The 21506-nt window shown below is 62.1% G+C and carries 22 protein-coding genes; 15 read left to right on the forward strand and 7 right to left on the reverse strand.

Annotation, left to right across the window (positions count from 1 at the left end; translation table 11 throughout):
- Nucleotides 1–95: 95 nt before the first annotated feature.
- Complete coding sequence (locus tag ACN0X6_RS11565) at nt 96–572, reverse strand: DUF1289 domain-containing protein (protein WP_417704049.1); 477 nt, start codon at nt 570–572, stop codon at nt 96–98.
- Between the two features lie 547 nt (nt 573–1119).
- Between ACN0X6_RS11565 and acnB the strand changes: the two genes are divergently transcribed.
- From acnB to ACN0X6_RS11610, 9 genes are all read left to right on the forward strand, one after another.
- Entirely contained in the window at nt 1120–3720 is a 2601-nt protein-coding gene (gene acnB, locus ACN0X6_RS11570; RefSeq protein WP_417704236.1) for a bifunctional aconitate hydratase 2/2-methylisocitrate dehydratase, read from the forward strand.
- A 149-nt stretch (nt 3721–3869) separates the two neighbouring features.
- Nucleotides 3870–4079: a YgdI/YgdR family lipoprotein gene (locus ACN0X6_RS11575; protein WP_122109788.1), complete on the forward strand. Its 210-nt coding sequence runs from the start codon at nt 3870–3872 to the stop codon at nt 4077–4079.
- 227 nt (nt 4080–4306) lie between these two features.
- Nucleotides 4307–5518: a CmpA/NrtA family ABC transporter substrate-binding protein gene (locus tag ACN0X6_RS11580; protein WP_417704051.1), complete on the forward strand. Its 1212-nt coding sequence runs from the start codon at nt 4307–4309 to the stop codon at nt 5516–5518.
- A gap of 18 nt (nt 5519–5536) precedes the next feature.
- Complete coding sequence (locus tag ACN0X6_RS11585; protein ID WP_036999951.1) at nt 5537–6115, forward strand: ANTAR domain-containing response regulator; 579 nt, start codon at nt 5537–5539, stop codon at nt 6113–6115.
- A gap of 150 nt (nt 6116–6265) precedes the next feature.
- Nucleotides 6266–7615: a pyridoxal phosphate-dependent decarboxylase family protein gene (locus tag ACN0X6_RS11590; RefSeq protein WP_417704054.1), complete on the forward strand. Its 1350-nt coding sequence runs from the start codon at nt 6266–6268 to the stop codon at nt 7613–7615.
- Between the two features lie 132 nt (nt 7616–7747).
- The gene (gene alaC / locus ACN0X6_RS11595; protein ID WP_417704056.1) at nt 7748–8971 is read left to right on the forward strand and encodes an alanine transaminase; all 1224 of its coding nucleotides are present in this window, start codon (nt 7748–7750) and stop codon (nt 8969–8971) included.
- 162 nt (nt 8972–9133) lie between these two features.
- Complete coding sequence (locus tag ACN0X6_RS11600) at nt 9134–9856, forward strand: 1-acylglycerol-3-phosphate O-acyltransferase (RefSeq protein WP_417704057.1); 723 nt, start codon at nt 9134–9136, stop codon at nt 9854–9856.
- A gap of 146 nt (nt 9857–10002) precedes the next feature.
- A complete protein-coding gene (locus tag ACN0X6_RS11605; protein WP_417704059.1) occupies nt 10003–10197 on the forward strand; it encodes a hypothetical protein in 195 nt (64 codons plus the stop codon).
- A 10-nt stretch (nt 10198–10207) separates the two neighbouring features.
- Nucleotides 10208–10450 carry a hypothetical protein gene (locus ACN0X6_RS11610; protein WP_417704060.1) on the forward strand — a complete coding sequence of 81 codons (243 nt, stop codon included), beginning with the start codon at nt 10208–10210 and terminating at the stop codon, nt 10448–10450.
- Between the two features lie 42 nt (nt 10451–10492).
- On the opposite strand, the gene ACN0X6_RS11615 is transcribed toward ACN0X6_RS11610, so the two are convergent.
- Complete coding sequence (locus tag ACN0X6_RS11615; RefSeq protein WP_417704061.1) at nt 10493–11218, reverse strand: amidotransferase; 726 nt, start codon at nt 11216–11218, stop codon at nt 10493–10495.
- Nucleotides 11219–11807: 589 nt separating this feature from the next.
- Between ACN0X6_RS11615 and ACN0X6_RS11620 the strand changes: the two genes are divergently transcribed.
- From ACN0X6_RS11620 to ACN0X6_RS11635, 4 genes are all read left to right on the forward strand, one after another.
- On the forward strand, nt 11808–12467 hold the full coding sequence (locus ACN0X6_RS11620) for a hypothetical protein (protein ID WP_417704062.1): 660 nt from the start codon (nt 11808–11810) through the stop codon (nt 12465–12467).
- Nucleotides 12468–12696: 229 nt separating this feature from the next.
- Nucleotides 12697–12810, forward strand: coding sequence for a PA2485 family small membrane protein (locus ACN0X6_RS11625; protein WP_306109746.1), 114 nt, complete (start codon nt 12697–12699; stop codon nt 12808–12810).
- Between the two features lie 20 nt (nt 12811–12830).
- Nucleotides 12831–13031 carry a type III secretion system co-regulatory protein PtrC gene (ptrC, locus tag ACN0X6_RS11630; protein WP_003461392.1) on the forward strand — a complete coding sequence of 67 codons (201 nt, stop codon included), beginning with the start codon at nt 12831–12833 and terminating at the stop codon, nt 13029–13031.
- Between the two features lie 55 nt (nt 13032–13086).
- A complete protein-coding gene (locus tag ACN0X6_RS11635) occupies nt 13087–13353 on the forward strand; it encodes a PepSY domain-containing protein (protein WP_417704063.1) in 267 nt (88 codons plus the stop codon).
- 98 nt (nt 13354–13451) lie between these two features.
- Here the strand turns inward: ACN0X6_RS11635 and ACN0X6_RS11640 are convergent, their stop codons facing one another.
- From ACN0X6_RS11640 to ACN0X6_RS11650, 3 genes are all read right to left on the reverse strand, one after another.
- Nucleotides 13452–15596 carry a 3-hydroxyacyl-CoA dehydrogenase NAD-binding domain-containing protein gene (locus ACN0X6_RS11640; protein WP_417704065.1) on the reverse strand — a complete coding sequence of 715 codons (2145 nt, stop codon included), beginning with the start codon at nt 15594–15596 and terminating at the stop codon, nt 13452–13454.
- A gap of 62 nt (nt 15597–15658) precedes the next feature.
- Nucleotides 15659–16864 carry an acetyl-CoA C-acetyltransferase gene (locus tag ACN0X6_RS11645; protein WP_417704067.1) on the reverse strand — a complete coding sequence of 402 codons (1206 nt, stop codon included), beginning with the start codon at nt 16862–16864 and terminating at the stop codon, nt 15659–15661.
- Nucleotides 16865–17530: 666 nt separating this feature from the next.
- On the reverse strand, nt 17531–18418 hold the full coding sequence (locus ACN0X6_RS11650) for an AEC family transporter (protein WP_417704069.1): 888 nt from the start codon (nt 18416–18418) through the stop codon (nt 17531–17533).
- 93 nt (nt 18419–18511) lie between these two features.
- Here ACN0X6_RS11650 and ACN0X6_RS11655 point away from each other — a divergent pair, with 93 nt between their 5' ends.
- Together ACN0X6_RS11655 and ACN0X6_RS11660 are read left to right on the forward strand one after the other, a co-directional pair.
- Nucleotides 18512–18871, forward strand: coding sequence for a rhodanese-like domain-containing protein (locus ACN0X6_RS11655; protein WP_417704070.1), 360 nt, complete (start codon nt 18512–18514; stop codon nt 18869–18871).
- Nucleotides 18868–19668 (forward strand): c-type cytochrome, encoded by an 801-nt coding sequence (locus tag ACN0X6_RS11660; protein ID WP_417704072.1) that lies wholly within the window; start codon nt 18868–18870, stop codon nt 19666–19668. The genes ACN0X6_RS11655 and ACN0X6_RS11660 overlap by 4 nt, the downstream gene beginning before the upstream one ends.
- Nucleotides 19669–19761: 93 nt before the next feature.
- On the opposite strand, the gene ACN0X6_RS11665 is transcribed toward ACN0X6_RS11660, so the two are convergent.
- Nucleotides 19762–20559, reverse strand: coding sequence for a transglutaminase family protein (locus ACN0X6_RS11665; protein ID WP_196476074.1), 798 nt, complete (start codon nt 20557–20559; stop codon nt 19762–19764).
- A complete protein-coding gene (locus tag ACN0X6_RS11670) occupies nt 20556–21506 on the reverse strand; it encodes an alpha-E domain-containing protein (RefSeq protein ID WP_036999933.1) in 951 nt (316 codons plus the stop codon). The genes ACN0X6_RS11665 and ACN0X6_RS11670 overlap by 4 nt, the downstream gene beginning before the upstream one ends.

The raw sequence follows: 21506 nt of genomic DNA on the forward strand, positions 1-21506 counted from the left end.
GGTGCGCACAGCGCACCCTGCGGGGCTGAAGCACCGGCAGAGATAAAAATGCCGCCCTTGAACGAGCGGCATTTCTATTCAACCTGCAAACAGCACTACACCCTCAGTTCCAGCCCTTCGCGCAAGAACTTCGGCGCGATGTAGCGCTCGTAATGCGCCTCGGAGAGCAGGAAGAACTCACGATCGATGGCATCGCGCAGCTCGGGCAGCGCCCAGTTGCGAAACTCGGGCAGCATCACCATGCCGTAGGCTTCCAGCTGGTTGATCACCCGAGCGCCCCGCGCGATCAGCTGGTAGGCCCAGCAATATGGCGACTGCTGCGGCACGAAGCGAATCTGTCGCTGCTCCAGCTGACCACGCAGGCGCTGCTCATCGAACACTTCCACCTTGGCAGCCATCACCTGCACCAGCAGCACTTCCAGACGCGTCCAGACGGCGCGCTTCTCGTCGTCGTTGTAGCTGTTCCAGTTGATCACCTCATGGTGGAAGCGTTTGCAACCGCGGCACACGACATCGCCGTAAACGGTCGAACACAGCCCCACACAAGGCGTCTTGATGCGCTGATTGGACATGGCAAAACAGAATAGACAGCAGAATGGCCTGGCATCTTAGCCCTTTGTCTAATCCAGATCACCCCTGCCGACAGGCCACTGAAAACCACCTGCATTGGCATTGCTGCGTTAAAAACGGCCTCAAAATGCTCATCTGGAACAGCTAAATTGCACGTTTTCAGCCATTTTTGCCTTGTACTGCCGGCCTCACCCAGGTTTTCAGCAACCTGTCGATACCGGGACATCGGCTTAACTTTATTCGCGCTTTCCATTAGAATCGGCCCGCCTTTTAAGGCACCAATGTCCGTTGGAAGCTGTTTTCAAAGCGTCACGAGCACAGTCGATCCTGCAGGTACGATGGCGGCGCAGCCACTTGGAGTCCCCCCGAGCGTCTGCGTCAGCCCTCATCAGAAACCGTCCTGCCGGCGTAAAACTTTGAAAGCAGCTTCTACAAGAGACTCGTGAAACCTCGGCTGATCGGCTCATAAAGTCGAAAAAGCGCCTGGTTCATGAGTATCTGGATCGCGTCCCGGACAACCCTTTGGGACCACTGATGAGGGTAATAACTGTGCTTGAAGCCTATCGCAAACACGTAGCAGAGCGTGCCGCTCAGGGTATCGTGCCCCAGCCGCTGAACGCCGAACAAACCGCAGGTCTGGTTGAGCTGCTGAAAAACCCGCCGGCTGGCGAAGAAGAATTCCTCGTAGACCTGATCACCAACCGCGTACCACCAGGCGTCGATGAAGCCGCCTACGTCAAGGCCGGTTTCCTCTCTGCCGTTGCCAAGGGCGAAGCCACTTCCCCGCTGATCAGCAAGCAACGCGCTGTCGAGCTGCTGGGCACCATGCAGGGCGGCTACAACATCGCCACCATGGTCGAACTGCTGGACGATGCGGCTCTGTCCACCGTTGCCGCCGAGCAACTCAAGCACACCCTGCTGATGTTCGACGCCTTCCACGACGTCGCCGAGAAAGCCAAGGCTGGCAATGCCAACGCCAAGGCCGTCATGCAGTCCTGGGCCGATGGCGAGTGGTTCACCAACAAACCGGCCATCGCCGAGAAGTACAGCCTGGCCGTGTTCAAGGTCCCTGGCGAAACCAACACCGATGACCTGTCGCCTGCCCCGGACGCCTGGTCGCGCCCCGATATCCCGCTGCACGCCCTGGCCATGCTGAAAATGGCTCGCGACGGCATCGTGCCGGAGCAGCAAGGCGCCATCGGCCCGCTGAAGCAGATCGAAGAGATCAAGGCCAAGGGCTTCCCGGTCGCTTACGTCGGGGACGTGGTCGGTACCGGCTCTTCCCGTAAGTCCGCCACCAACTCGGTGCTGTGGTTCTTCGGTGACGACATTCCTTACGTTCCGAACAAGCGCGCTGGCGGCTTCTGCTTCGGCACCAAGATCGCCCCGATCTTCTACAACACCATGGAAGACGCCGGCGCTCTGCCGATCGAGTTCGACTGCAGCAACCTGGCCATGGGTGACCTGATCGACGTCTACCCCTATGCCGGCAAAGTCTGCAAGCACGGCACCGACGAAGTCGTCACCACCTTCGAACTGAAGACCCCGGTGCTGCTCGACGAAGTCCGCGCTGGCGGCCGTATTCCGCTGATCGTCGGCCGCGGCCTGACCGAGAAAGCGCGTGCCGAACTGGGCCTGGGCGCTTCCGATCTGTTCAAGAAGCCAGACCAGCCTGCTGCCAGCACCAAGGGTTTCACCTTGGCGCAGAAGATGGTCGGCAAGGCCTGCGGCGTCGAAGGCGTGCGTCCGGGCACCTACTGCGAACCGAAGATGACCACCGTCGGTTCCCAGGACACCACCGGCCCGATGACCCGCGACGAGCTGAAAGACCTGGCTTGCCTGGGCTTCTCCGCCGACCTGGTCATGCAGTCGTTCTGCCACACAGCCGCCTATCCGAAGCCGATCGACGTCACCACCCACCACACCCTGCCGGATTTCATCCGCACCCGTGGCGGCGTGTCCCTGCGTCCGGGCGACGGCATCATCCACAGCTGGCTGAACCGCATGCTGCTGCCTGACACCGTCGGCACCGGTGGCGACTCGCACACCCGCTTCCCGATCGGTATCAGCTTCCCGGCCGGTTCCGGTCTGGTCGCCTTCGCCGCTGCCACCGGCGTGATGCCGCTGGACATGCCGGAATCCGTGCTGGTGCGTTTCAAGGGCAAGATGCAACCGGGTATCACCCTGCGTGACCTGGTTCATGCCATTCCCTACTACGCCATCCAGAAGGGCCTGCTGACCGTCGAGAAGAAAGGCAAGAAGAACATCTTCTCCGGCCGCATCCTCGAGATCGAAGGCCTGGACAACCTGACCGTCGAGCAGGCGTTCGAGCTGTCCGACGCCTCCGCCGAGCGTTCGGCTGCCGGCTGCACCATCAAACTGCCGGAAGCGGCCATCGCCGAATACCTGCAGTCCAACATCACCCTGCTGCGCTGGATGATCAGCGAAGGCTACGGCGATGCCCGCACCCTGGAGCGTCGTGCTCAGGCGATGGAAGCCTGGCTGGCCAACCCGGTACTGATGGAAGCCGACAAGGACGCCGAGTACGCCGAAGTCATCGAGATCGACCTGGCCCAGCTCAACGAGCCGGTACTGTGCGCCCCGAACGACCCGGACGATGCCCGCCTGCTGTCCACTGTGGCTGGCGACAAGATCGACGAAGTGTTCATCGGTTCGTGCATGACCAACATTGGTCACTTCCGCGCTGCCGGCAAGCTGCTGGACAAGGTCAAGGGCGGTATCCCCACTCGTCTGTGGCTGTCGCCGCCGACCAAGATGGATGCTCACCAACTGACCGAAGAAGGCTACTACGGTATTTACGGCAAGGCCGGTGCGCGCATGGAGATGCCGGGCTGCTCGCTGTGCATGGGTAACCAGGCACGCGTGGCTGCCAACTCCACCGTGGTCTCGACCTCGACCCGTAACTTCCCGAACCGTCTGGGCGATGGCGCCAACGTGTACCTGGCTTCTGCCGAACTGGCAGCGGTCGCTTCGATTCTCGGCAAGCTGCCGACTGTCGAGGAGTACATGGTCTACGCCAAGGATATCGACAGCATGGCTGGCGACATCTACCGCTACCTGAGCTTCGACCAGATCGCCGACTTCCGCGAAGCGGCAGCGAACGCCAAGATCCCGGTCGTTCAGGCCTGATCAAAGCGTCGTAGACAGAGCCCCGCCTAGTGCGGGGCTTTTTCATGCGCGCGCACAAAGATCATTTTGCCGAACCCCGCTTGCAGCCGATGCGCCACCGTCTACCGTCTGAAATGGGGAGTCCCCCGACAACCATTCAGGAGCCCATCATGAAGCCATGGATCATTGCCGCCCTGTGCCTGTTCGGCCTGGCCGGTTGCAGCAGCGAGTACATCATCACCACCACCGATGGCCAGATGCTCACCAGCGACGGCAAACCGGAACTGGACAGGGACACCGGCATGCTCGAATTCACCGATAGCGAGGGCCGCAAGCAGCAGATACCGCAAAGCAACGTGAAGCAGATGCTGGAGCGCTGAACGCGTCTTCCGGCAGCGCACATTCTGCGCACTGGCATATGCCTTGCTTTCTCTCCATGCAGTGAGCCCCTCCGGCGACGGACAAGGCCCGAACGACAACGGCGTCGTATCCGAACTCAGGCCTTTACGGCAGTGATCGGTACGGCGCCTTTTTTGTGGGCCACCCGCACAGCCCTGCAAACCTCAGCCGGCGGCTCGGAACCCAATGCGTGGATGAAGGAAGCGACATGAGCGAACAGCATATCCCTCGCGGCGACGCCCTGGCCTGGGTCGGCGGCAGCGATGCACCGGAAAAGAGCGTGCTGAACATCGGCTTCATGGCCCTGAGCGATTCCGCCTCGGTGATAGTCGCGGCCACCCAGGGCTTTGCCGAAAAATACGGGCTGAGCCTCAAACTGCAACGCCAGGCCTCCTGGGCCGGCCTTCGCGACAGGCTGCTCAGCGGCGAACTGGACGCCGCCCACAGCCTGTATGGATTGATCTATGGCGTGCAGCTCGGCCTGGGTGGCGCAACGGCCACCGACATGGCAGTGCTCATGGGGCTCAACCAGAACGGCCAGAGCATCAACCTGTCGCACACGCTGCAAACCGCTGGCGTGACCAGTGGCGAAGCACTGCATCAGCATGTGCACCAGAACAGGGCGAAACTGACCTTCGCCCAGACCTTCCCCACGGGCACCCATGCGATGTGGCTTTACTACTGGCTGGCCAGCCAGGGCATCCACCCACTGCGCGATGTCGACAGCGTCGTGGTACCGCCACCGCAGATGATCGAACACCTGGAGGCCAAGCGCATCGACGGCTTCTGCGTCGGCGAACCCTGGACCGCCAAGGCCGTCGATGAACAGCTTGGTTGTACCGTTACCACCATCCAGGCAATCTGGCCGGATCACCCCGAGAAGGTGCTTGGCTGCACCCGCGCCTTCGCCGAACAGAACCCCAACACTGCCCGCGCGCTGATCATGGCGGTGCTCGACGCCGCACGTTTCATCGACGACAGCGAAGAAAACAGGCGCAGCACCGCCCTGCTGCTCAGCGGCAGCGAATACGTCAACGCGCCAGTTTCGGCGATCACTCCACGCTTCCTCGGCCAGTACCAGGACGGCCTCGGTCACGCCTGGCAGGACGAGCATCCGTTGCGCTTTCATGCCGGCGGCCTGGTCAACCAGCCGTACCTGTCCGATGCCATGTGGTTCATGACCCAGTTCCGCCGCTGGGGCCTGCTGCGCAGCGACCCCGACTACCTGGGTGTAGCCCGCCAGGTTCAGCAACTGACCCTGTACCGCGAGGCCGCCACGGCACTGGGGATTGCCGTGCCAGGCGAAATGCGCAGCTCCATCCTGCAGGACGGAACCTGCTGGGACGGTAGCGACCCTGCCGCGTACACGCGCAGCTTCCGCCTCCACGCCCTGGCCGACAGCCCGGCTGTCGCGCTGTAACCGCCGGGAGAGCCATCGATGCTGCGTATCCTGCTGATCAACGACACCCCGAAGAAGGTCGGCCGCCTCAAGTGCGCGCTGATCGAGGCGGGCTTCGAGGTCATCGACGAATCCGGGCTGACCATCGACCTGCCGGAGCGGGTCGAGGCCGTGCGCCCCGACGTCATCCTGATCGACACCGAGTCCCCAGGCCGCGACGTGATGGAACAGGTGGTGCTCGTCAGCCGTGACCAACCGCGCCCGATCGTCATGTTCACCGACGAACACGATCCCGGCGTGATGCGTCAGGCGATCCAGAGTGGCGTCAGCGCCTACATCGTCGAAGGCATCCATGCTCAGCGCCTGCAACCCATCCTCGACGTCGCCATGGCCCGCTTCGAGAGCGATCAGGCTCTGCGTGCCCAGCTCCAGGCACGCGATGCCCAACTGGCCGAGCGCAAGCGCGTCGAGCTGGCCAAAGGCCTGCTGATGAAGATGAAGAGCTGCAACGAGGAAGAGGCCTACACCCTGATGCGCCGCCAGGCCATGAGCCGCCAGCAGAAGCTGATTCAGGTGGCCGAACAGATCATTGCGATGCATGACATGTTGGGTGGTTGAGCAACTGTACCGCTAATACAGTGCACTGTATCGGTTCAGACTGTATCACTCAGTCAACTGTAGCAGCCGCCTTCGTTGGCGCCTGTGTATGCCGCGCCCCGATGGCCTCGGCTAGGGTAAACGGTCTCAGCCCTTTACCGAGCACAGCCCATGAACGAACGCAATCTGCTGGCAGAAGCTGATCGACGAGCTCTCGCCTATCTGGACGGCCTTGCCGTGCAACGGGTCTTTCCCGACGACAAGACCATCGCTGCCCTGGCCGCTTTCGACCAGGCACTGCCGGAGGACGGCAGCGATGCCGATCAGGTGCTACGCCAGCTCGACGAAATTGGCTCACCAGCCACCGTGGCGAGTAATGCCGCGCGTTACTTCGGCTTCGTCATCGGCGCGACGCTGCCAGTGGCAGCAGCTGCCGAACGCCTGGTACTGGCCTGGGATCAATGCGCCTCGTCTTTCGACAATTCTCCAGTCGCTGATCGGCTGGAGAAAATTGCCGGACGCTGGGTCTGCCAAGCACTGGGGCTACCAGATCAGAGCGCCGTAGGCTTTGGCACCAGCGCAACCGCCTGCACCCTGGGCTGTATTTCTGCCGCACGGCGCGTGCTGCTGGCACGCCAGGGCTGGGATTTCGACGGTGACGGATTGCTCGGCGCACCGCAGATCCGTGTCGTGCTCGCAGAAACGGCACACATCACGGTGAAGAAAGCGCTGCGCGTGCTCGGCTTCGGCATGAACCACCTGCACTATGCGCCCGTGGACGAGTACGGGCGCATCGATCCGACCCGACTCCCTGACCTGGATGAACGCACGCTACTGATATTGCAGGCCGGAGAGGTCAACACCGGCGAGTTCGACTGTTTTGCCGAACTGATTGCCATCGCCCGCGAGGCCAACGCCTGGGTGCATGTCGATGGTGCATTCGGCCTATGGGCACGCGCCTCATCCTCAGCGCATTTGCTCGAGGGCGTCGAGCTGGCAGATAGCTGGACGACCGATGGACACAAGTGGCTGAACACCCCTTACGACAGCGCCATGGCGATCTGCCGTGACGCCGATGCACTGGCCGCCGCGATGAACAGCGATGCTGCCTACGCCTCGGCGAGCAAGGATGCGCAGAAGAACCTGACACTGGAGTTCTCTCGTCGCGCCCGAGGCATCGCCATCTGGGCGGCCCTGGCCCACCTGGGCCGCACTGGCCTGAAAGCGATGATCGACCGCCACATCCGCCAGGCTGAAGAGCTGGCCAGCACACTGCGCAACGCCGGCTATCAGGTACTGAATCGGGTTGTACTGAACCAGGTATTGGTGCGTGGCGATACGGACGAACAGACCATCGCCATTCGCCAAGCGGCCCAGGCATCCGGCGAAGTCTGGTTCGGACCAACTGTCTGGCAGGGGCGCCCCGCCTTTCGCCTGAGCCTTTGCTCCTGGCGCACCGAAGACGCCGATGTGGAGGCACTGGGTGCCTTGCTGCTGCGCTTGAAAGATGAGTTGAGCTGAAGCGACTGATTCGCTGTTTTCGCCTGCAACTGCGCTGGACAGCGCAGTTCGGCAGCCCTTATCTTTAGCCGGCCACACATGTGGCCAACGTCGCTCGGACGGTTCCGGGCGCTTACGTACCTCGAGGAAGCCATGGCTGATAACGCCAAGCGCCGCTTTGCGCGCATCGATCGTCTCCCCCCCTACGTCTTCAACATCACCGCCGAACTCAAGATGGCTGCACGCCGTCGCGGCGAGGACATCATCGACTTTTCCATGGGCAACCCCGATGGCGCGACGCCGCCGCACATCGTCGAGAAGCTCGTGCAGGTCGCCCAGCGTGAAGACACCCACGGCTATTCCACTTCTCGCGGCATTCCCCGCCTGCGCCGCGCCATCTCGCGCTGGTACAAGGAGCGCTACGAGGTGGAGATCGACCCGGAAAGCGAAGCCATCGTCACCATCGGCTCCAAGGAAGGCCTGGCGCACCTGATGCTGGCCACCCTGGATCATGGCGACACCGTACTGGTGCCCAACCCCAGCTACCCGATCCACATCTACGGCGCGGTGATCGCCGGCGCCCAGGTGCGATCGGTACCGCTGGTGCCAGGCGTGGATTTCTTCGCCGAACTGGAGCGGGCGATTCGCGAATCGATTCCCAAGCCGAAGATGATGATTCTCGGCTTCCCCTCCAACCCCACCGCACAGTGCGTGGAGCTGGACTTCTTCGAGCGCGTGGTGACCCTGGCCAAGCAGTACGACGTGCTGGTGATTCACGACCTGGCTTACGCCGACATCGTCTATGACGGCTGGAAAGCCCCGTCGATCATGCAGGTACCCGGCGCCAAGGACATCGCGGTGGAGTTCTTCACCCTGTCCAAGAGCTACAACATGGCCGGCTGGCGGATCGGTTTCATGGTCGGCAACCCCGAGCTGGTCAGCGCCCTGGCGCGGATCAAGAGCTACCACGACTACGGCACCTTCACCCCGCTGCAGGTGGCGGCCATCGCCGCACTGGAAGGTGACCAGCAGTGCGTGCGCGATATCGCCGAACAGTACCGTCAGCGTCGCAACCTGCTGGTCAAGGGCCTGCACGAGATCGGCTGGATGGTGGAAAAACCCAAGGCCTCGATGTACATCTGGGCCAAGATTCCCGACGCCTACGCTCACCTGGGCTCGCTGGAGTTCGCCAAGAAGCTGCTGGCAGAAGCCAAGGTCTGCGTCTCGCCCGGCCTGGGGTTTGGCGACTATGGCGACGACCATGTGCGCTTCGCCCTGATCGAGAACCAGGACCGCAGCCGTCAGGCGCTCCGCGGTATCAAGGCGATGTTCCGAGCAGACGGCCTGCTGCCGGGCAAGCCGGCCAAAACCGAATAAGCCTTGAAGGGCGCCGTGAGGCGCCCTTTCTGCATGGGCATGGAAACCGACAACTTCTGCGACAATTCAGGACGTTACGCACGCCAAGCGGTAGTTTCGAGCAATTGCCCGGCAGAGTGAACGCCCGTACACTGCGCGCCCCTCCTCTGACGGTTTTCCCCAATGCTCTTCGTTTTGCGCATGCTGCTGATGGGCGTGCATTTCATCCTGGCTGGCCTGCTCGGCTTGCTGCTTGGCCTGTGCCGCCCGTTCAACCCGGACAACAGCCGCCTCTGCGCACGCCTCTATTCGCTGCCCGCCCTGTGCCTGCTGCGCCTGAAGCTGAAGACCGACGTACGCCCGCTGCTGGAACACCAGCGCTCCTGCGTGATCATCGCCAACCACCAGTCCAACTTCGATCTCTACGTGCTTGGCCGCGTGGTACCGGAGCGCACCGTGAGCATCGGCAAGAAGAGCCTCAAATGGGTGCCATTCTTCGGTCAGCTCTACTGGCTGGCCGGTAACGTGCTGATCGATCGCAGCAATGCCGTCGCGGCCAAGCGCGCAATGCTGACCACCACCGAAACCCTGCGCAATCGCGACACCTCGATCTGGGTCTTCCCTGAAGGTACGCGCAATCTTGGCCGAGGCCTGCTGCCGTTCAAGAAAGGCGCGTTTCAGATGGCGATCACGGCCGGCGTACCGATCATCCCGGTGTGCGTGAGCAACTACAGCAAGGCCATGCGCCTGAATCGCTGGAACAGCGGTCGCATCCTGATTCGCTCGCTGCCGGCAATCCCCACTGCCGGCCTGAGCCTGGACGACATGCCCGCACTGATAGAGCGCTGTCAGCAGGCCATGAGCGAATGCATCAGCAGCATGGACAAGGAACTGGCGTCAGTGTGAGGCGTGACGCGGGATGCCGGAGCGAGCAGGCAACCCGCGCCAGCTATCAAATCCATCGATAGTTACTCTGCAGAGCATCCATTATTCAATCGAAATGACTTCGACGATTCTGTGCCCACACCCACTCCTGACCTGGAGCACAGAACATGTCCCGCCTCTCTCAAGCTGCCCGCAACGGCGCCCTCGCTGCCATCGGCCTCTACCTGATCAGCACCTCGACGGTGCTGGTGGTGAGTTACGCCACCTTGCAGCCAGGCACTCCAACCCTTGAACAACCTGGTCCACTGCAAAGCCTGATCACTCATCTGCCCGCCCTGCTCGGCGCGCGCTCACAGGGCTGAGTGAACGGCCATGATCAGAACTCAACGCACTCGCCTGCTGATGCTCGCCAGCCTGTCCCTGCTGACCACGCTGCTCGCGCTCGGCGGTATTGGCAAAGGCTCGGCCGGTGCCGTGGCGCGCAATATCGAATCCTGCCACAAACTGGCTCATCACCTGGATCTGGCCGAAAACCTCAAGCGAGGCCGGAGCAGCCCGCCACCGAACAAGAGCGAAAGGCTCTCGCCCTACTTCGTACCCACTGCGCAAACGTGAAAAGCCCGGAAAACCGGGCTTTTTTCATGGCTCGCATCAGGCTCAGGCTTTGCTTTCCTTGCCTTGAGCGACAAAGCGCATCATCCACTCGGCCACTGCGCTGCCCTGCTGCGAATGTTTGAGGCTGTCCACGCCCTGCTGATAGACCTGCTCACCAAGATGCTCCTGGCGCAGATCGAGCAATGCTCGCGAGTAGTCGTGAACGAACTCCGGATGCCCCTGGAAGCACAGCACCTGATCCTCGATGTGGTAGGCGCCAATCGGACAGAAGTCGCTGGAAGCAAGCAGCGTGGCTTTCTCCGGCAGGCGGGTGACCTGATCCTGATGACTGATCAACAGCTGCAGCTCGTCCAGAGCCGGGCTCATCCACTCGGGTTTGTTCTCCAGGCGATAGCTGTGCACGCCGACACCCCAGCCCTGCTCGGCACGCTCGGCCTTGCCGCCGAGCAAGAGCGCCAGCAGTTGATGACCAAAACAGATGCCCAGCAGCTTGTCGCCGCGCTTGTAGCGCTCGAGCAGATACGCCTTGAGGGTCTGAATCCAGGGATCGCTGCCAAAAGAATCGGCCTTGCTGCCAGTCACCAGATAGGCATCGAATTTCTCGCTATCGGGCGGGTAATGCCCTTCCACCACGTTATAGACACTGAACTCTGCCGTAACCGGCTGTTGAGCGAACAGCTGCTCGAACATGCGGCCATACCCCTGATACTGGTCGACCAGTTCGGGACGGAGGATGTCAGTTTCCAGGATGCAGATACGCAGTGACATGAGGTTTCCTGTGGTGAACACGCGGGCGGGTTATTTGTGCGTTTTTCTTAACACATCATGCAGCCCAATGAAATAGCGCCATAGCCCTGGGCGCCGATAGAAGTGCCACACACCACGTTCCGAGTGGAGCCGGGCCCTCGTCAAGAAAATTTTACAGCCTGCCGAACATCCCCCCACCAAGCGCCGTTAGCGCATGAGCGAGCCAAGACCTCGGGACCACCGAAACGACCTGATTGATTAAAAAATGCTCAACAGGTCACAGCACGAGAGCCCATGAACGACGAACGGTTGATCAAAAAATGAACTACAGCGCTTACCATTGCTCATATAGTCGTGGGCCTTCCCCCGGCTCGAGCACACACCCTGTCCATCGCTTCATCGCCCCCCCGAATCTGGAAGATTCCTTGACTGCAAGAGATTGCGTCGGTGGTTTGCTATTGCCCAGATAAAAGAGGTTTTCTGCAGTTCATGATTACCAGAAAGTGATTAGCGATCAGTAACTACACAAAAAATCAAAGTCAGTGCCAATTAAATATGCCCTGACGCACGGCTATTTTTATTTATTTTTTGCAGAGTCCGAGGTATCTACATGGACCTTTACACCCTTCTCATTTCAGCTCTCCAGAATAAAGAAGCGATGGAACTCTTACGTCTAGGGATCATTTATATACATCTTATCGCCTGCTGCGTCGCCATTGGCCTGATACTGACCAGCGATTTCGCCATGATTAAACAGTTACTAAAAGGTGAAGGTGCCAAACAGTGTCGCGAACATCTGGCACACCTGAAAAGCGTGGTTGGCATCTCGCTTATCGCCCTGTGGATCAGCGGTATCGCCATCATTGCGCTCGACGCTTCCAGCGCCGGTATGCAGTACTTCATGAACCCCAAACTGCAAGCCAAGATCAGTATTGTCGTACTCTTGACCCTCAACGGCATGGTCTTGCACAACGCCGTACTGCCAGCACTGCAAAAAGCCGGGTCTCTGCTCAAGCTATCAGCGAACATGCGCCACCTGGCTATCTTTACCGGCGCACTATCGGGTGTGTCCTGGTTCTATGCTGCCCTTCTCGGTGTTGGCCGCCCGCTGGCCTGGAAGTATTCACTGGCCGAACTAACAGCAGCTTATCCCCTCATGATTATTGGCGGCACCGTGGCCATGCTGGCACTCACCAACTGGTCGATGAACCGCAGCGAAAAACATCATCACAGTTGGATGCAGAACAACTACGCCTTGGCCACTCGCTGAAACAAAACCATGAACAAGGATGTTCATGCTCACCTCGTCCCGCGCCGTAACTTCTTATAACAGCCCTCGCACAACTCAGCCAAAGATTACCCCCTGGCCAGAGACGCCACGCAACGTCTTATCAGCATGCTCGATAGTCATCATAAATACCTTTCACTTCTGCGCCTCGTGCATGTACCGGATGATTTCGTCATCGGGCCCTGCCCATCAGCACAGAAGGAAATCGATCATGAGCATCTACGCTGCACTCGCCAGCTTCGCCGCCGCCTCCGCCTTCCAGGCCACTGCACCGGTTCGTCCCGAGCACGCTGCAACTGCAGCCCGCGACGTTCGTCCGAGCTGAGACTACCCAGGAGAGCAGCCATGCACAGCCAACTCAGCCTGGACGCCTACGGCGTCACCTACGCCCACCTGCAAGATGGCAGCCTGCAATTCGAAACCGAAGCCGCCCTGCAGCTCGATGATGGCAGCATGCTGACCCTGCGTATGCCGACCCGTCACAGCGAGATGCTGGCGATCCACGAGGCCGTGTGCATTCGCCAGGGCTGGTGCCAGGCAGCCTGAAGTCACGATGATCTAGACTCCTCCGGGTATCTTCAACGGAAAGAGGAACCAGTCCATGCGTACACGCAACCTGATCACCCTGCTCGCAGGCAGTCTCCTGCTGGCCGGTAATGCCCTGGCGGACCGCCCCGGCAGTGACTGGATCAGCATCGAGGATGCCCTGAGCAAGGCCCGCGCAGCTGGCTACACCGAACTGCACAAGATCGAAGCCGACAATGATGGCTACTGGGAAGGCGAAGGTCTGAAACAGGATGGCCGTCTCCACGAGTTTCGCATCGACGGCAAGAGCGGCCAGGTGCTTCGCGACCAGTTGGAAGACTGACCCAAATGGAAACGGCCCTTGCGGGCCGTTTCTCGTTACGTGCTTGCTGATGCCTGGTGCGCATCGCGCACCCTACGGAGGCCGGCTGAGCCTGCAGCTTAGAACGCCTCGCCCTTGGCGGCCTTCTCCAGCAACAGCGCTGGCGGCAGAAAGCGCTCGCCGTACTGCTCGGCCAGGTACTGCGCACGGGCGACGAAGTCCTTCACCCCATACTGATTGATGAACTGCAGTGCACCGCCGGTCCAGGCGGCGAAGCCGATGCCGAAGATCGAGCCGATGTTGGCGTCGGCCACCGACGTCAGCACGCCCTCCTCCACACAGCGCACCGTCTCGATGGCCTGGATGAACAGAATGCGGTCGCGCACGTCCTCCTGCGAGATTTGCGCATCGGCCTTCTCGAAACGCGCCTTGAGTTCGGGCCACAGGTGCTTCTTGCCGCCCACCGGGTAATCGTAGAAACCGCCCCCGGCCGCCTTGCCCGGTCGTTTGTACTCAGCCAGCATGAGATCGATCACGGCAAAAGCCGGGTGCTCGGGGATGGATTTGTCTTCGGCGGCCAGATCCTTGATGGTCTGCTGGCGGATATGATTCATCAGGCTCAGCGACACTTCATCGCTGATCGCCAGCGGGCCGACCGGCATGCCGGCCTTGCGCGCTTCGTTCTCGATCATCGCCGCGCTGACGCCTTCGCCGAGCATGGCCAGGCCTTCATTGGTGAAGGTGCCGAACACCCGCGAGGTGAAGAAGCCACGGCTGTCGTTGACCACGATGGGGGTTTTCTTGATCTGCATGACGTAGTCGAAGCCACGCGCCAGCGTCTCGTCGCTGGTCTTCTCGCCACGAATGATCTCCACCAGCGGCATCTTGTCCACCGGACTGAAGAAGTGCAGGCCGATGAATTTCTCGGGGCGCTGAACCGCGCCAGCCAGGCCGGTGATCGGCAGGGTCGAGGTGTTGGAGGCGATCAGCGCATCACTCAGCGCCGCGGCCTCGGCGGCAGCGGTGACCTTGCCCTTGAGCGCACGGTCCTCGAACACCGCCTCGATGATCAGGTCACAGCCCTCGAAGTCTGCCTCGCTATCGGTGGCTTTGATCAGCGCCAGGAAGGCTTCACGTTGATCCGCGCTCATATGGCCCTTGCCGACTTTCTTGTCCAGCAGCTTGGCCGAGTAGCTCTTGCCCTTCTCCGCCGCGTCGACGGACACATCCTTGAGCACCACTTCGATGCCGGCCGCTGCCGAGACGTAGGCGATACCGGCGCCCATCATGCCGGCACCGAGCACGCCAACCTTCTTCGTCTGAGTTTTCGGATAGCCCTGCGGGCGCGAGCCGCCGGCGTTGATCTCATTGAGCTGGAACCAGAAGGTGCCGATCATGTTCTTCGCCACCTGGCCACAAGTCAGCTCGGTGAAGTAGCGCGCCTCGATGATCTGCGCGGTATCGAAGTCGACCTGCGCGCCTTCTACGGCGGCGCACATGATCTTCTCCGGTGCCGGGAAACAGCCCTTGGTCTTGTCGCGCAGCACGCTCGGGGCGATGGCCAGCATCTGCGCCACGTTCGGCGAGCTCGGCGTGCCACCAGGGATCTTGTAGCCCTGCACGTCCCACGGCTGCTTGGCAGCCGGGTTGGCGGCGATCCAGGCACGCGCTTTGGCCAGCATCTCGTCACGGTCGCTGGCCAGATCGTGGATCAGCCCGGCCTTGTGCGCCGCGTCCGGGCGCACCTTCTTGCCTTCAGCCAGGTACGGCAGCGCCTTTTCCAGGCCAAGCAGGCGCACCATGCGCACTACCCCACCGCCGCCAGGGAGCAGGCCGAGGGTGACCTCCGGCAGGCCGAGCTGCACGTGGCTCTCGCTCAGCGCGATGCGGTGGTGGCAGGCCAGGGCGATTTCCCAGCCGCCGCCCAGCGCTGCGCCGTTGATGGCGGCGACCACGGGCTTGCCGAGGGTTTCCAGGCGACGCAGCTGACCCTTGATCTTCAGGATCATCGCGTAGAAGCCCTGGGCCTCGGCCTGGGTGACCTTGATCAGCTCATTGAGATCGCCGCCGGCAAAGAAGGTTTTCTTCGCCGAGGTGACGATCACCCCGGCGATCGAATCCTTTTCCGCCTCCAGGCGGTCGACGATCTGGCCCATGGCCTCGCGGTACACCGCGTTCATGGTGTTGGCGCTCTGGCCGGGCATGTCCATGGTCAGGACGACGATATTGTCCTGGCCTTTTTCGTAACGGATGGCGTCAGTCATTTTTGTATTCTCTTCCCAAAGCTGCGGGAGCTGCGCAGGGCGGGTGCAACCCGCCCTGCCGATCAGATTCTCTCGATGATGGTGGCGATACCCATGCCACCGCCGACGCAGAGCGTGGCCAGGCCGTAACGCAGCTGACGCTTCTCCAGCTCGTCGAGCAGCGTGCCGAGGATGGCGCAACCGGTGGCGCCCAGCGGGTGGCCCATGGCGATGGAGCCACCGTTGACGTTGACCTTGCTCTCGCTCACGCCCATGTCCTTCATGAACTTCATCACCACCGAGGCAAAGGCCTCGTTGACCTCGAACAGGTCGATGTCGTCGATGGACAGTCCGGCCTTGGCCAGCGCCTTGCGCGTGGCCGGCGCCGGGCCGGTGAGCATGATGGTCGGGTCGGTGCTGGTCACGGCGGTGGCGACGATGCGCGCACGAGGTTTCAGGCCAAGTTCCTTGCCCTTGGCCGCCGAGCCGATCAGCATCAGCGCGGCGCCATCGACGATGCCGGAGCTGTTGCCTGGCGTGTGCACGTGCTCGATGCGCTCGACATGGCTGTATACGCGCAGCGCGGTGGCGTCGAAGCCCATCTGCCCCATCATCTCGAAGCTGGGCTTGAGCTTGCCCAAACCGTCCAGAGTCGAGTCGCCGCGAATGAACTCGTCATGGTCGAGCAGCACGATGCCGTTCTGGTCGGTCACCGGCACCAACGACCTGGCGAACGCACCATCGGCACTGGCACGCGCGGCCTTCTGCTGCGAGCGCAGGGCGAAGGCATCGACATCGGCGCGGCTGAAGCCCTCCAGGGTGGCGATCAGGTCGGCGCCGATGCCCTGCGGCACGAAGTTGCTGTGGATATTGGTTTCCGGGTCCATCACCCAGGCGCCGCCATCGGAGCCCATGGGCACGCGCGACATGGACTCCACGCCACCGACCACCACCAGATCCTCGAAGCCCGAGCGCACCTTCATCGCGCCCATGTTCACCGCCTCCAGCCCCGACGCGCAGAAACGGTTGAGCTGCACGCCGGCGACGCTGACGTCCCAGTCCGCGACCAGGGCGGCGGTCTTGGCGATATCGGCGCCCTGATCGCCCACCGGTGTCACGCAGCCCAGAACGATGTCGTCCACCTGGCTGGTATCCAGGTCATTGCGCGTTTGCAGGGCGTTGAGCAGGCCGGCAACCAGCTGGACGGGCTTGACGCTGTACAGCGCACCGTCCTTCTTGCCCTTGCCACGGGGCGTGCGCACCGCGTCGAAAATATATGCTTCGGTCATGGCGTCCTCGGAGACTATTACGGCGCTGGCGGAACATCATGCCCTGGCCACGCCTGTTCTTATTGAGCCTGCTTACCATAACGCCGGGACATCAGCGCTCAATGACCTAAGCGCTCAGCACCATTGACCGCTGAGCTCAGACGAACGGTCGTTTGCTCGAACTGACCACGGCAAGGGCGAGCAAGCTGTCTGCCTCAAGGTCTGCGGCATGTTCAACGACGACGCACATAGCTCGAGCTTTCTAGAAAGCCCTGGCTAGAAACCAAGTCATCTAAGCAGGTTGTGACGCCAACCCTAGAGTTATTCATGCGCGCAGCAGAAAGCGGCGCAGGGAGCCGCCGCCGGGTCATGCCGGGGTGGTGAATCAGAACAACGCCCAGACGTGACGCTGCGACCCGCCAGGCAGTACGGCAGGCGCCCGGCGCCACCCCCATAACAAAAAATTGCCGGGAGCAATTCTTGACGTCGCTGGCGACGACCCGAAGGGTTGACGCCGGAGATGGCAGGCAACAACAAAAGGCATACGGCCATGTTCAAGCAGCCGAAATACCGCCAGGCTGGCGTCATCCTGTTCGCCACGGCGGTCATCCTGATCCTTCCCAATCTGACCCGTCTGGTCAGTTGAACCTCCACAGCTCCCGCCACTGTGCCGACGCCGTAGCGCGCTCAGCGCAGTGCGGGTATCCACCACGCCAACAGCAGCGGAATCAACACGAAGGCCAGCAGCGTCGAACAGAGCACCAGACTGGCGACCTGCTCCGGTGAACGACCGGCGCGCACGGCGAACAGGTAGTTGAACACCGCCACCGGCATCGACGATTGCAGCACCAGTACGGCATGCGCCAACGGCTGCAGGCCGACAGCCCAGCCGATGATCCAGCCCAGTGCCGCACCACAGAGAATGCGCAGCAAGCCCAGCAACAGGCCATCGCCCAGATGCTGCACGCGAATACTGGCCAGCGAAACGCCCAGCGTGATCAGCATCATGGGAATGGTCATCCCACCCAACAGGTCGACAGTGTTGGCCAGCCAGCGCGGCAGTTCGAAATCGAGAAACAGTACCGCAAGCACCAGCGCCAGACTGATCATGATCGGGTTGAGCAACAAGCCCTTGAGTGAACCCTCAGCTCCGGACAGCAGCATACCGATACTGAAATGCCCCACCGACAGCACCAGGAAGAACGCCACCGCCAACGCCAGGCCGGGCTCACCGAAGGCGAAAAGCGCCATCGGCAGGCCCATGTTGCCCGAGTTCGGGAACAGGTAGGCCGGCACCAGGACTTTCCAGTCTATGGCGAACAAACGACTCAGCAACCAGCCAATCGCGCCCATGGCACAGGTCACCAGTACGCAGGCCAGCGCCATCTGCGAGAACGCGCCAAGATCCAGTTCCGCCCGGCTCAGTGTCGACAGCACCAGGCAGGGCGTACCGATATTGAGCACCAGGCGCGCGACGAAATCGGTGGGATAGGCGTGACCGCTGCGCACCCAGCCATAGCCAATGCCTGCAGCAATCAAAACCGGGGCCAGAACAGCGAAAAGCTCGGCTAACATCTACCACTCCCGTCACGTCGAGCGAGGCATCCTAGACTGCACGCAAGGCTCGGGCAATGATGACGGGCTGATCAATCCACTCTGGAGTACGCCATGCGCCTGATTCTCCTATTCGCCGGCCTCCTCGGCCTGCTCACTGCCCAAGCGAGTGAAATCGACCAGGCTGCCGCCATTTCCGCTTTGCAGCAAAGCGACAGCCTGCTGATCGATGTACGCAGCGCCGAGGAGTTCGCTGACGGTGCGCTGCCTGGTGCGATCCGCATCGGCCACGAAGACATCGCTGCACAGATCGCCAGCGTCGCGCCGGACAAGGACCGCCCGTTGGTGCTGTATTGCCGCAGTGGGCGCCGCTCGGCCCTGGCCCAGCAGAGCCTGGAAGAAATGGGCTACACCCGGGTGATCAATGCCGGCGCCTATGACGAGCTGCTGCCATTGATGAACAATGACGAATGAAAGCCGCCCTGCTTCTGGCGTTGACCATTCTGAGCAGCGTTGCGCAGGCTGCCGAATTCGAGGTGCAGCTCAACGACGGCCAGCACAGGTGGAGCAGCAGCGAACTGCTGAATCACCCACAAGCTCGGGATATCGATATCGCCGATGACGTCAGCTACAAGCGCCCCATGCAGTACCGCGCCGTGCCGATAAGTGCATTGCTGGAGGGTGTTGCGCCCGGCGACCACCTGCAGGCCGTGGCCCAGGACGGCTTTGCCGCAGAACTACCCGCCGCGATCCTGCTGGCCAAGGAAGGCGCGAAAGCCTGGCTGGCCATCGAAGATCCACAACATCCCTGGCCGCCACTGACGCAGGGCAAACCCAGCGCAGGCCCCTTCTATCTGGTCTGGACCGATCCCGCCGCCAGCCAGATCGGCCCCGAGCAGTGGCCCTTTCAGGTTGTCAGGATTCGTCAGCTGGCGCCGGTCGAGCTGCGCTTCCCTGCCCTGCTACCGGCACCGGATGCCTGCGCTGACATCCTGGCAGGCTTCGCGGCCTACCAGAAGAACTGCATGGCCTGCCATCGCCTCAACGGCGCGGGCGACTCCGAGTTCGGCCCTGACCTGAACATCCCGCACAACCCGACCGAGTACTTCGCCGGCGATTTCCTGCGCCAGTACATCCGTGACCCGCAGAGCCTGCGGCGCTGGCCGCAGGGGCGCATGCCGGCGTTCAACGAGCAGCTATTGCCACCTGCCGAACTGGAGCAATTGATCGCCTACCTGGGGCACATGGCCCAGCGCAAGAACGCCCCGTAACCTGCGGGTAGGGTGCGCCGTGCGCACCGGTGTGGTGGCGCGGCGTCTGCGCTGCACGCGGCGCACCCAACGTCATGACCGCCTATCGGCGCCTCACTGCTGGCGCACCTGCAGCAAGGGCGCGACCTGCACCTGCGCGTGCATCTGCTCGCAACCGCCGCCACGGCGCATGCCGCGTACCGGGCAGGCATCGAGGTAATCCAGGCCCACAGCCAGCTTGAGGTGACGTTCCGGGCGCGCCAGGCAGTTGGTCACGTCGAAGCTGTACCAGGCGTCGCCCACCCAGGCCTCGGCCCAGGCATGGCTGGCCAGGTGCTCGGCGTCATCGGTGTACAGGTAGCCCGACACATAGCGCGCCGGCACGCCGAGGCTGCGCGCACAGGCAAGGAAGGCATGGGTGTGATCCTGGCAAACGCCACGCCGGCCAGCGAAAGCCTCGGCGGCACTGGTGTCCACCTCGGTGATGCCCGGCTGGTAGGCGATATGGGCATTGAGCGCATGCATCAGGTCGATCAAACCGTTGCGATCCGCACGTGCCTTGCTCTGCTGCGCGGCGAATTCGCGGATGGCGTCGTCGGCCTGGGTCAACCGGGTGAAACGCAGGAACGGCAGCGCCGACTGGCGCTCATGCTCGGCCTCGCAGGTTTCGTCGATGTCCACCTGACCACGGGCGCCGATGACGATGGACTCGTGCGGCTCGTCCAGGGTCAGCACATGCAGGATGTTGCCGTAGGGATCGAGCTGAGCATGCACCGGGCGCGGCAGATCGAGCTGCCAGCTGAGCACCTGCTGGCGCTCGCTGTCGTGCGGGGTCAGGCGCAGGTACTGGATGCTCGCGCGCACCTGATCATCGTAATGGTAGGTGGTGTCATGGCTGATCGAGAGTCTCATGCGACCTCCAGGTAGGACGTATGGATGGTGTTGCCCAGCTGGCGCACCAGCAGGATGAAGTCGGTAAGCCAGGCGTGCAGGCCTTCGTCGAGCACTTCGTCGATGCTGGTGTAGCGCAGCCGCGCATCCAGCTCGGCAGCCAGGCGCTGCGCCGGTCGACCATTCTCTCCAGGTAGACCGGCGAGCATCAGGTTCAGTTCTTCCATGCAGGCCCGCAGCGATCGCGGCACGTCCGGGCGCAACAGCAGCAGTTCGGCAACCTTGCGCGTGCGTGGCGAACCGCGATAGCTCTCGGCGAAGGCCTCGAACGAGGACAACGCGCGCAGCAGCGCACTCCACTGGTAGTAGCTGCGCGCGGTGCGCTCTTCCAGCTCGTCGATCTCCTCGCCGAGCATTTCGTAACGCGCATCGAGCAGGCGCAGGGTGTTGTCGGCCCGCTCGATGAAGGTGCCCAGGCGAATGAAGCGATAGGCCTCGCCACGCATGATGGTGCCGAAGGTGGCGCCGCGAAACAGGTGCGAACGCTCCTTGACCCACTCGCAGAAGCGGCTGATGCCGTAGCGCCCCAGGCCCTGCTCGGCAATGCCACGCATCTCCAGCCAGCTGGCGTTGATGTTCTCCCACATGTCGGCGGTGATCCGTCCGCGCACTGCATGGGCGTTGCTGCGTGCAGCCTGCAGGCAACAGTAGATACTCCCGGGGTTGCTGGCATCGAGCGCGAAGAAGTGCAGCATGCGCTCGCCGTGCAGCGGGCCGTGACGTTCCAGGTAGTCGTCCAAGGTGCCGGTGATCAGCAGCGGCATGGCCAACTCATCGAGGCCGTCGCCACGGCCGTCCTGCGGCATCAGCGACAGCGAATAGCTGACGTCGAGCATGCGCGCCAGGTTCTCGGCACGTTCCAGGTAACGCGACATCCAGTACAGATCGGAGGCAGTTCTCGACAGCAT

The sequence above is a fragment of the Pseudomonas sp. genome (assembly GCF_048269965.1).
GTDB lineage: Bacteria > Pseudomonadota > Gammaproteobacteria > Pseudomonadales > Pseudomonadaceae > Aquipseudomonas.

Coding starts and splice junctions, on each gene's coding strand:
- ACN0X6_RS11565 (WP_417704049.1), bottom strand. CDS start 572: ATGTCCAATCAGCGCATCAAGACGCCTTGTGTGGGGCTGTGTTCGACC.
- ACN0X6_RS11645 (WP_417704067.1), bottom strand. CDS start 16,864: ATGACCGAAGCATATATTTTCGACGCGGTGCGCACGCCCCGTGGCAAG.
- ACN0X6_RS11640 (WP_417704065.1), bottom strand. CDS start 15,596: ATGACTGACGCCATCCGTTACGAAAAAGGCCAGGACAATATCGTCGTC.
- ACN0X6_RS11635 (WP_417704063.1), top strand. CDS start 13,087: ATGCGTACACGCAACCTGATCACCCTGCTCGCAGGCAGTCTCCTGCTG.
- alaC (WP_417704056.1), top strand. CDS start 7,748: ATGGCTGATAACGCCAAGCGCCGCTTTGCGCGCATCGATCGTCTCCCC.
- ACN0X6_RS11670 (WP_036999933.1), bottom strand. CDS start 21,506: ATGCTGTCGAGAACTGCCTCCGATCTGTACTGGATGTCGCGTTACCTG.
- ACN0X6_RS11575 (WP_122109788.1), top strand. CDS start 3,870: ATGAAGCCATGGATCATTGCCGCCCTGTGCCTGTTCGGCCTGGCCGGT.
- ACN0X6_RS11615 (WP_417704061.1), bottom strand. CDS start 11,218: ATGTCACTGCGTATCTGCATCCTGGAAACTGACATCCTCCGTCCCGAA.
- ACN0X6_RS11665 (WP_196476074.1), bottom strand. CDS start 20,559: ATGAGACTCTCGATCAGCCATGACACCACCTACCATTACGATGATCAG.
- ACN0X6_RS11650 (WP_417704069.1), bottom strand. CDS start 18,418: ATGTTAGCCGAGCTTTTCGCTGTTCTGGCCCCGGTTTTGATTGCTGCA.
- ACN0X6_RS11605 (WP_417704059.1), top strand. CDS start 10,003: ATGTCCCGCCTCTCTCAAGCTGCCCGCAACGGCGCCCTCGCTGCCATC.
- ACN0X6_RS11655 (WP_417704070.1), top strand. CDS start 18,512: ATGCGCCTGATTCTCCTATTCGCCGGCCTCCTCGGCCTGCTCACTGCC.
- ptrC (WP_003461392.1), top strand. CDS start 12,831: ATGCACAGCCAACTCAGCCTGGACGCCTACGGCGTCACCTACGCCCAC.
- ACN0X6_RS11660 (WP_417704072.1), top strand. CDS start 18,868: ATGAAAGCCGCCCTGCTTCTGGCGTTGACCATTCTGAGCAGCGTTGCG.
- ACN0X6_RS11610 (WP_417704060.1), top strand. CDS start 10,208: ATGATCAGAACTCAACGCACTCGCCTGCTGATGCTCGCCAGCCTGTCC.
- ACN0X6_RS11625 (WP_306109746.1), top strand. CDS start 12,697: ATGAGCATCTACGCTGCACTCGCCAGCTTCGCCGCCGCCTCCGCCTTC.
- ACN0X6_RS11620 (WP_417704062.1), top strand. CDS start 11,808: ATGGACCTTTACACCCTTCTCATTTCAGCTCTCCAGAATAAAGAAGCG.
- ACN0X6_RS11585 (WP_036999951.1), top strand. CDS start 5,537: ATGCTGCGTATCCTGCTGATCAACGACACCCCGAAGAAGGTCGGCCGC.
- ACN0X6_RS11580 (WP_417704051.1), top strand. CDS start 4,307: ATGAGCGAACAGCATATCCCTCGCGGCGACGCCCTGGCCTGGGTCGGC.
- ACN0X6_RS11590 (WP_417704054.1), top strand. CDS start 6,266: ATGAACGAACGCAATCTGCTGGCAGAAGCTGATCGACGAGCTCTCGCC.
- ACN0X6_RS11600 (WP_417704057.1), top strand. CDS start 9,134: ATGCTCTTCGTTTTGCGCATGCTGCTGATGGGCGTGCATTTCATCCTG.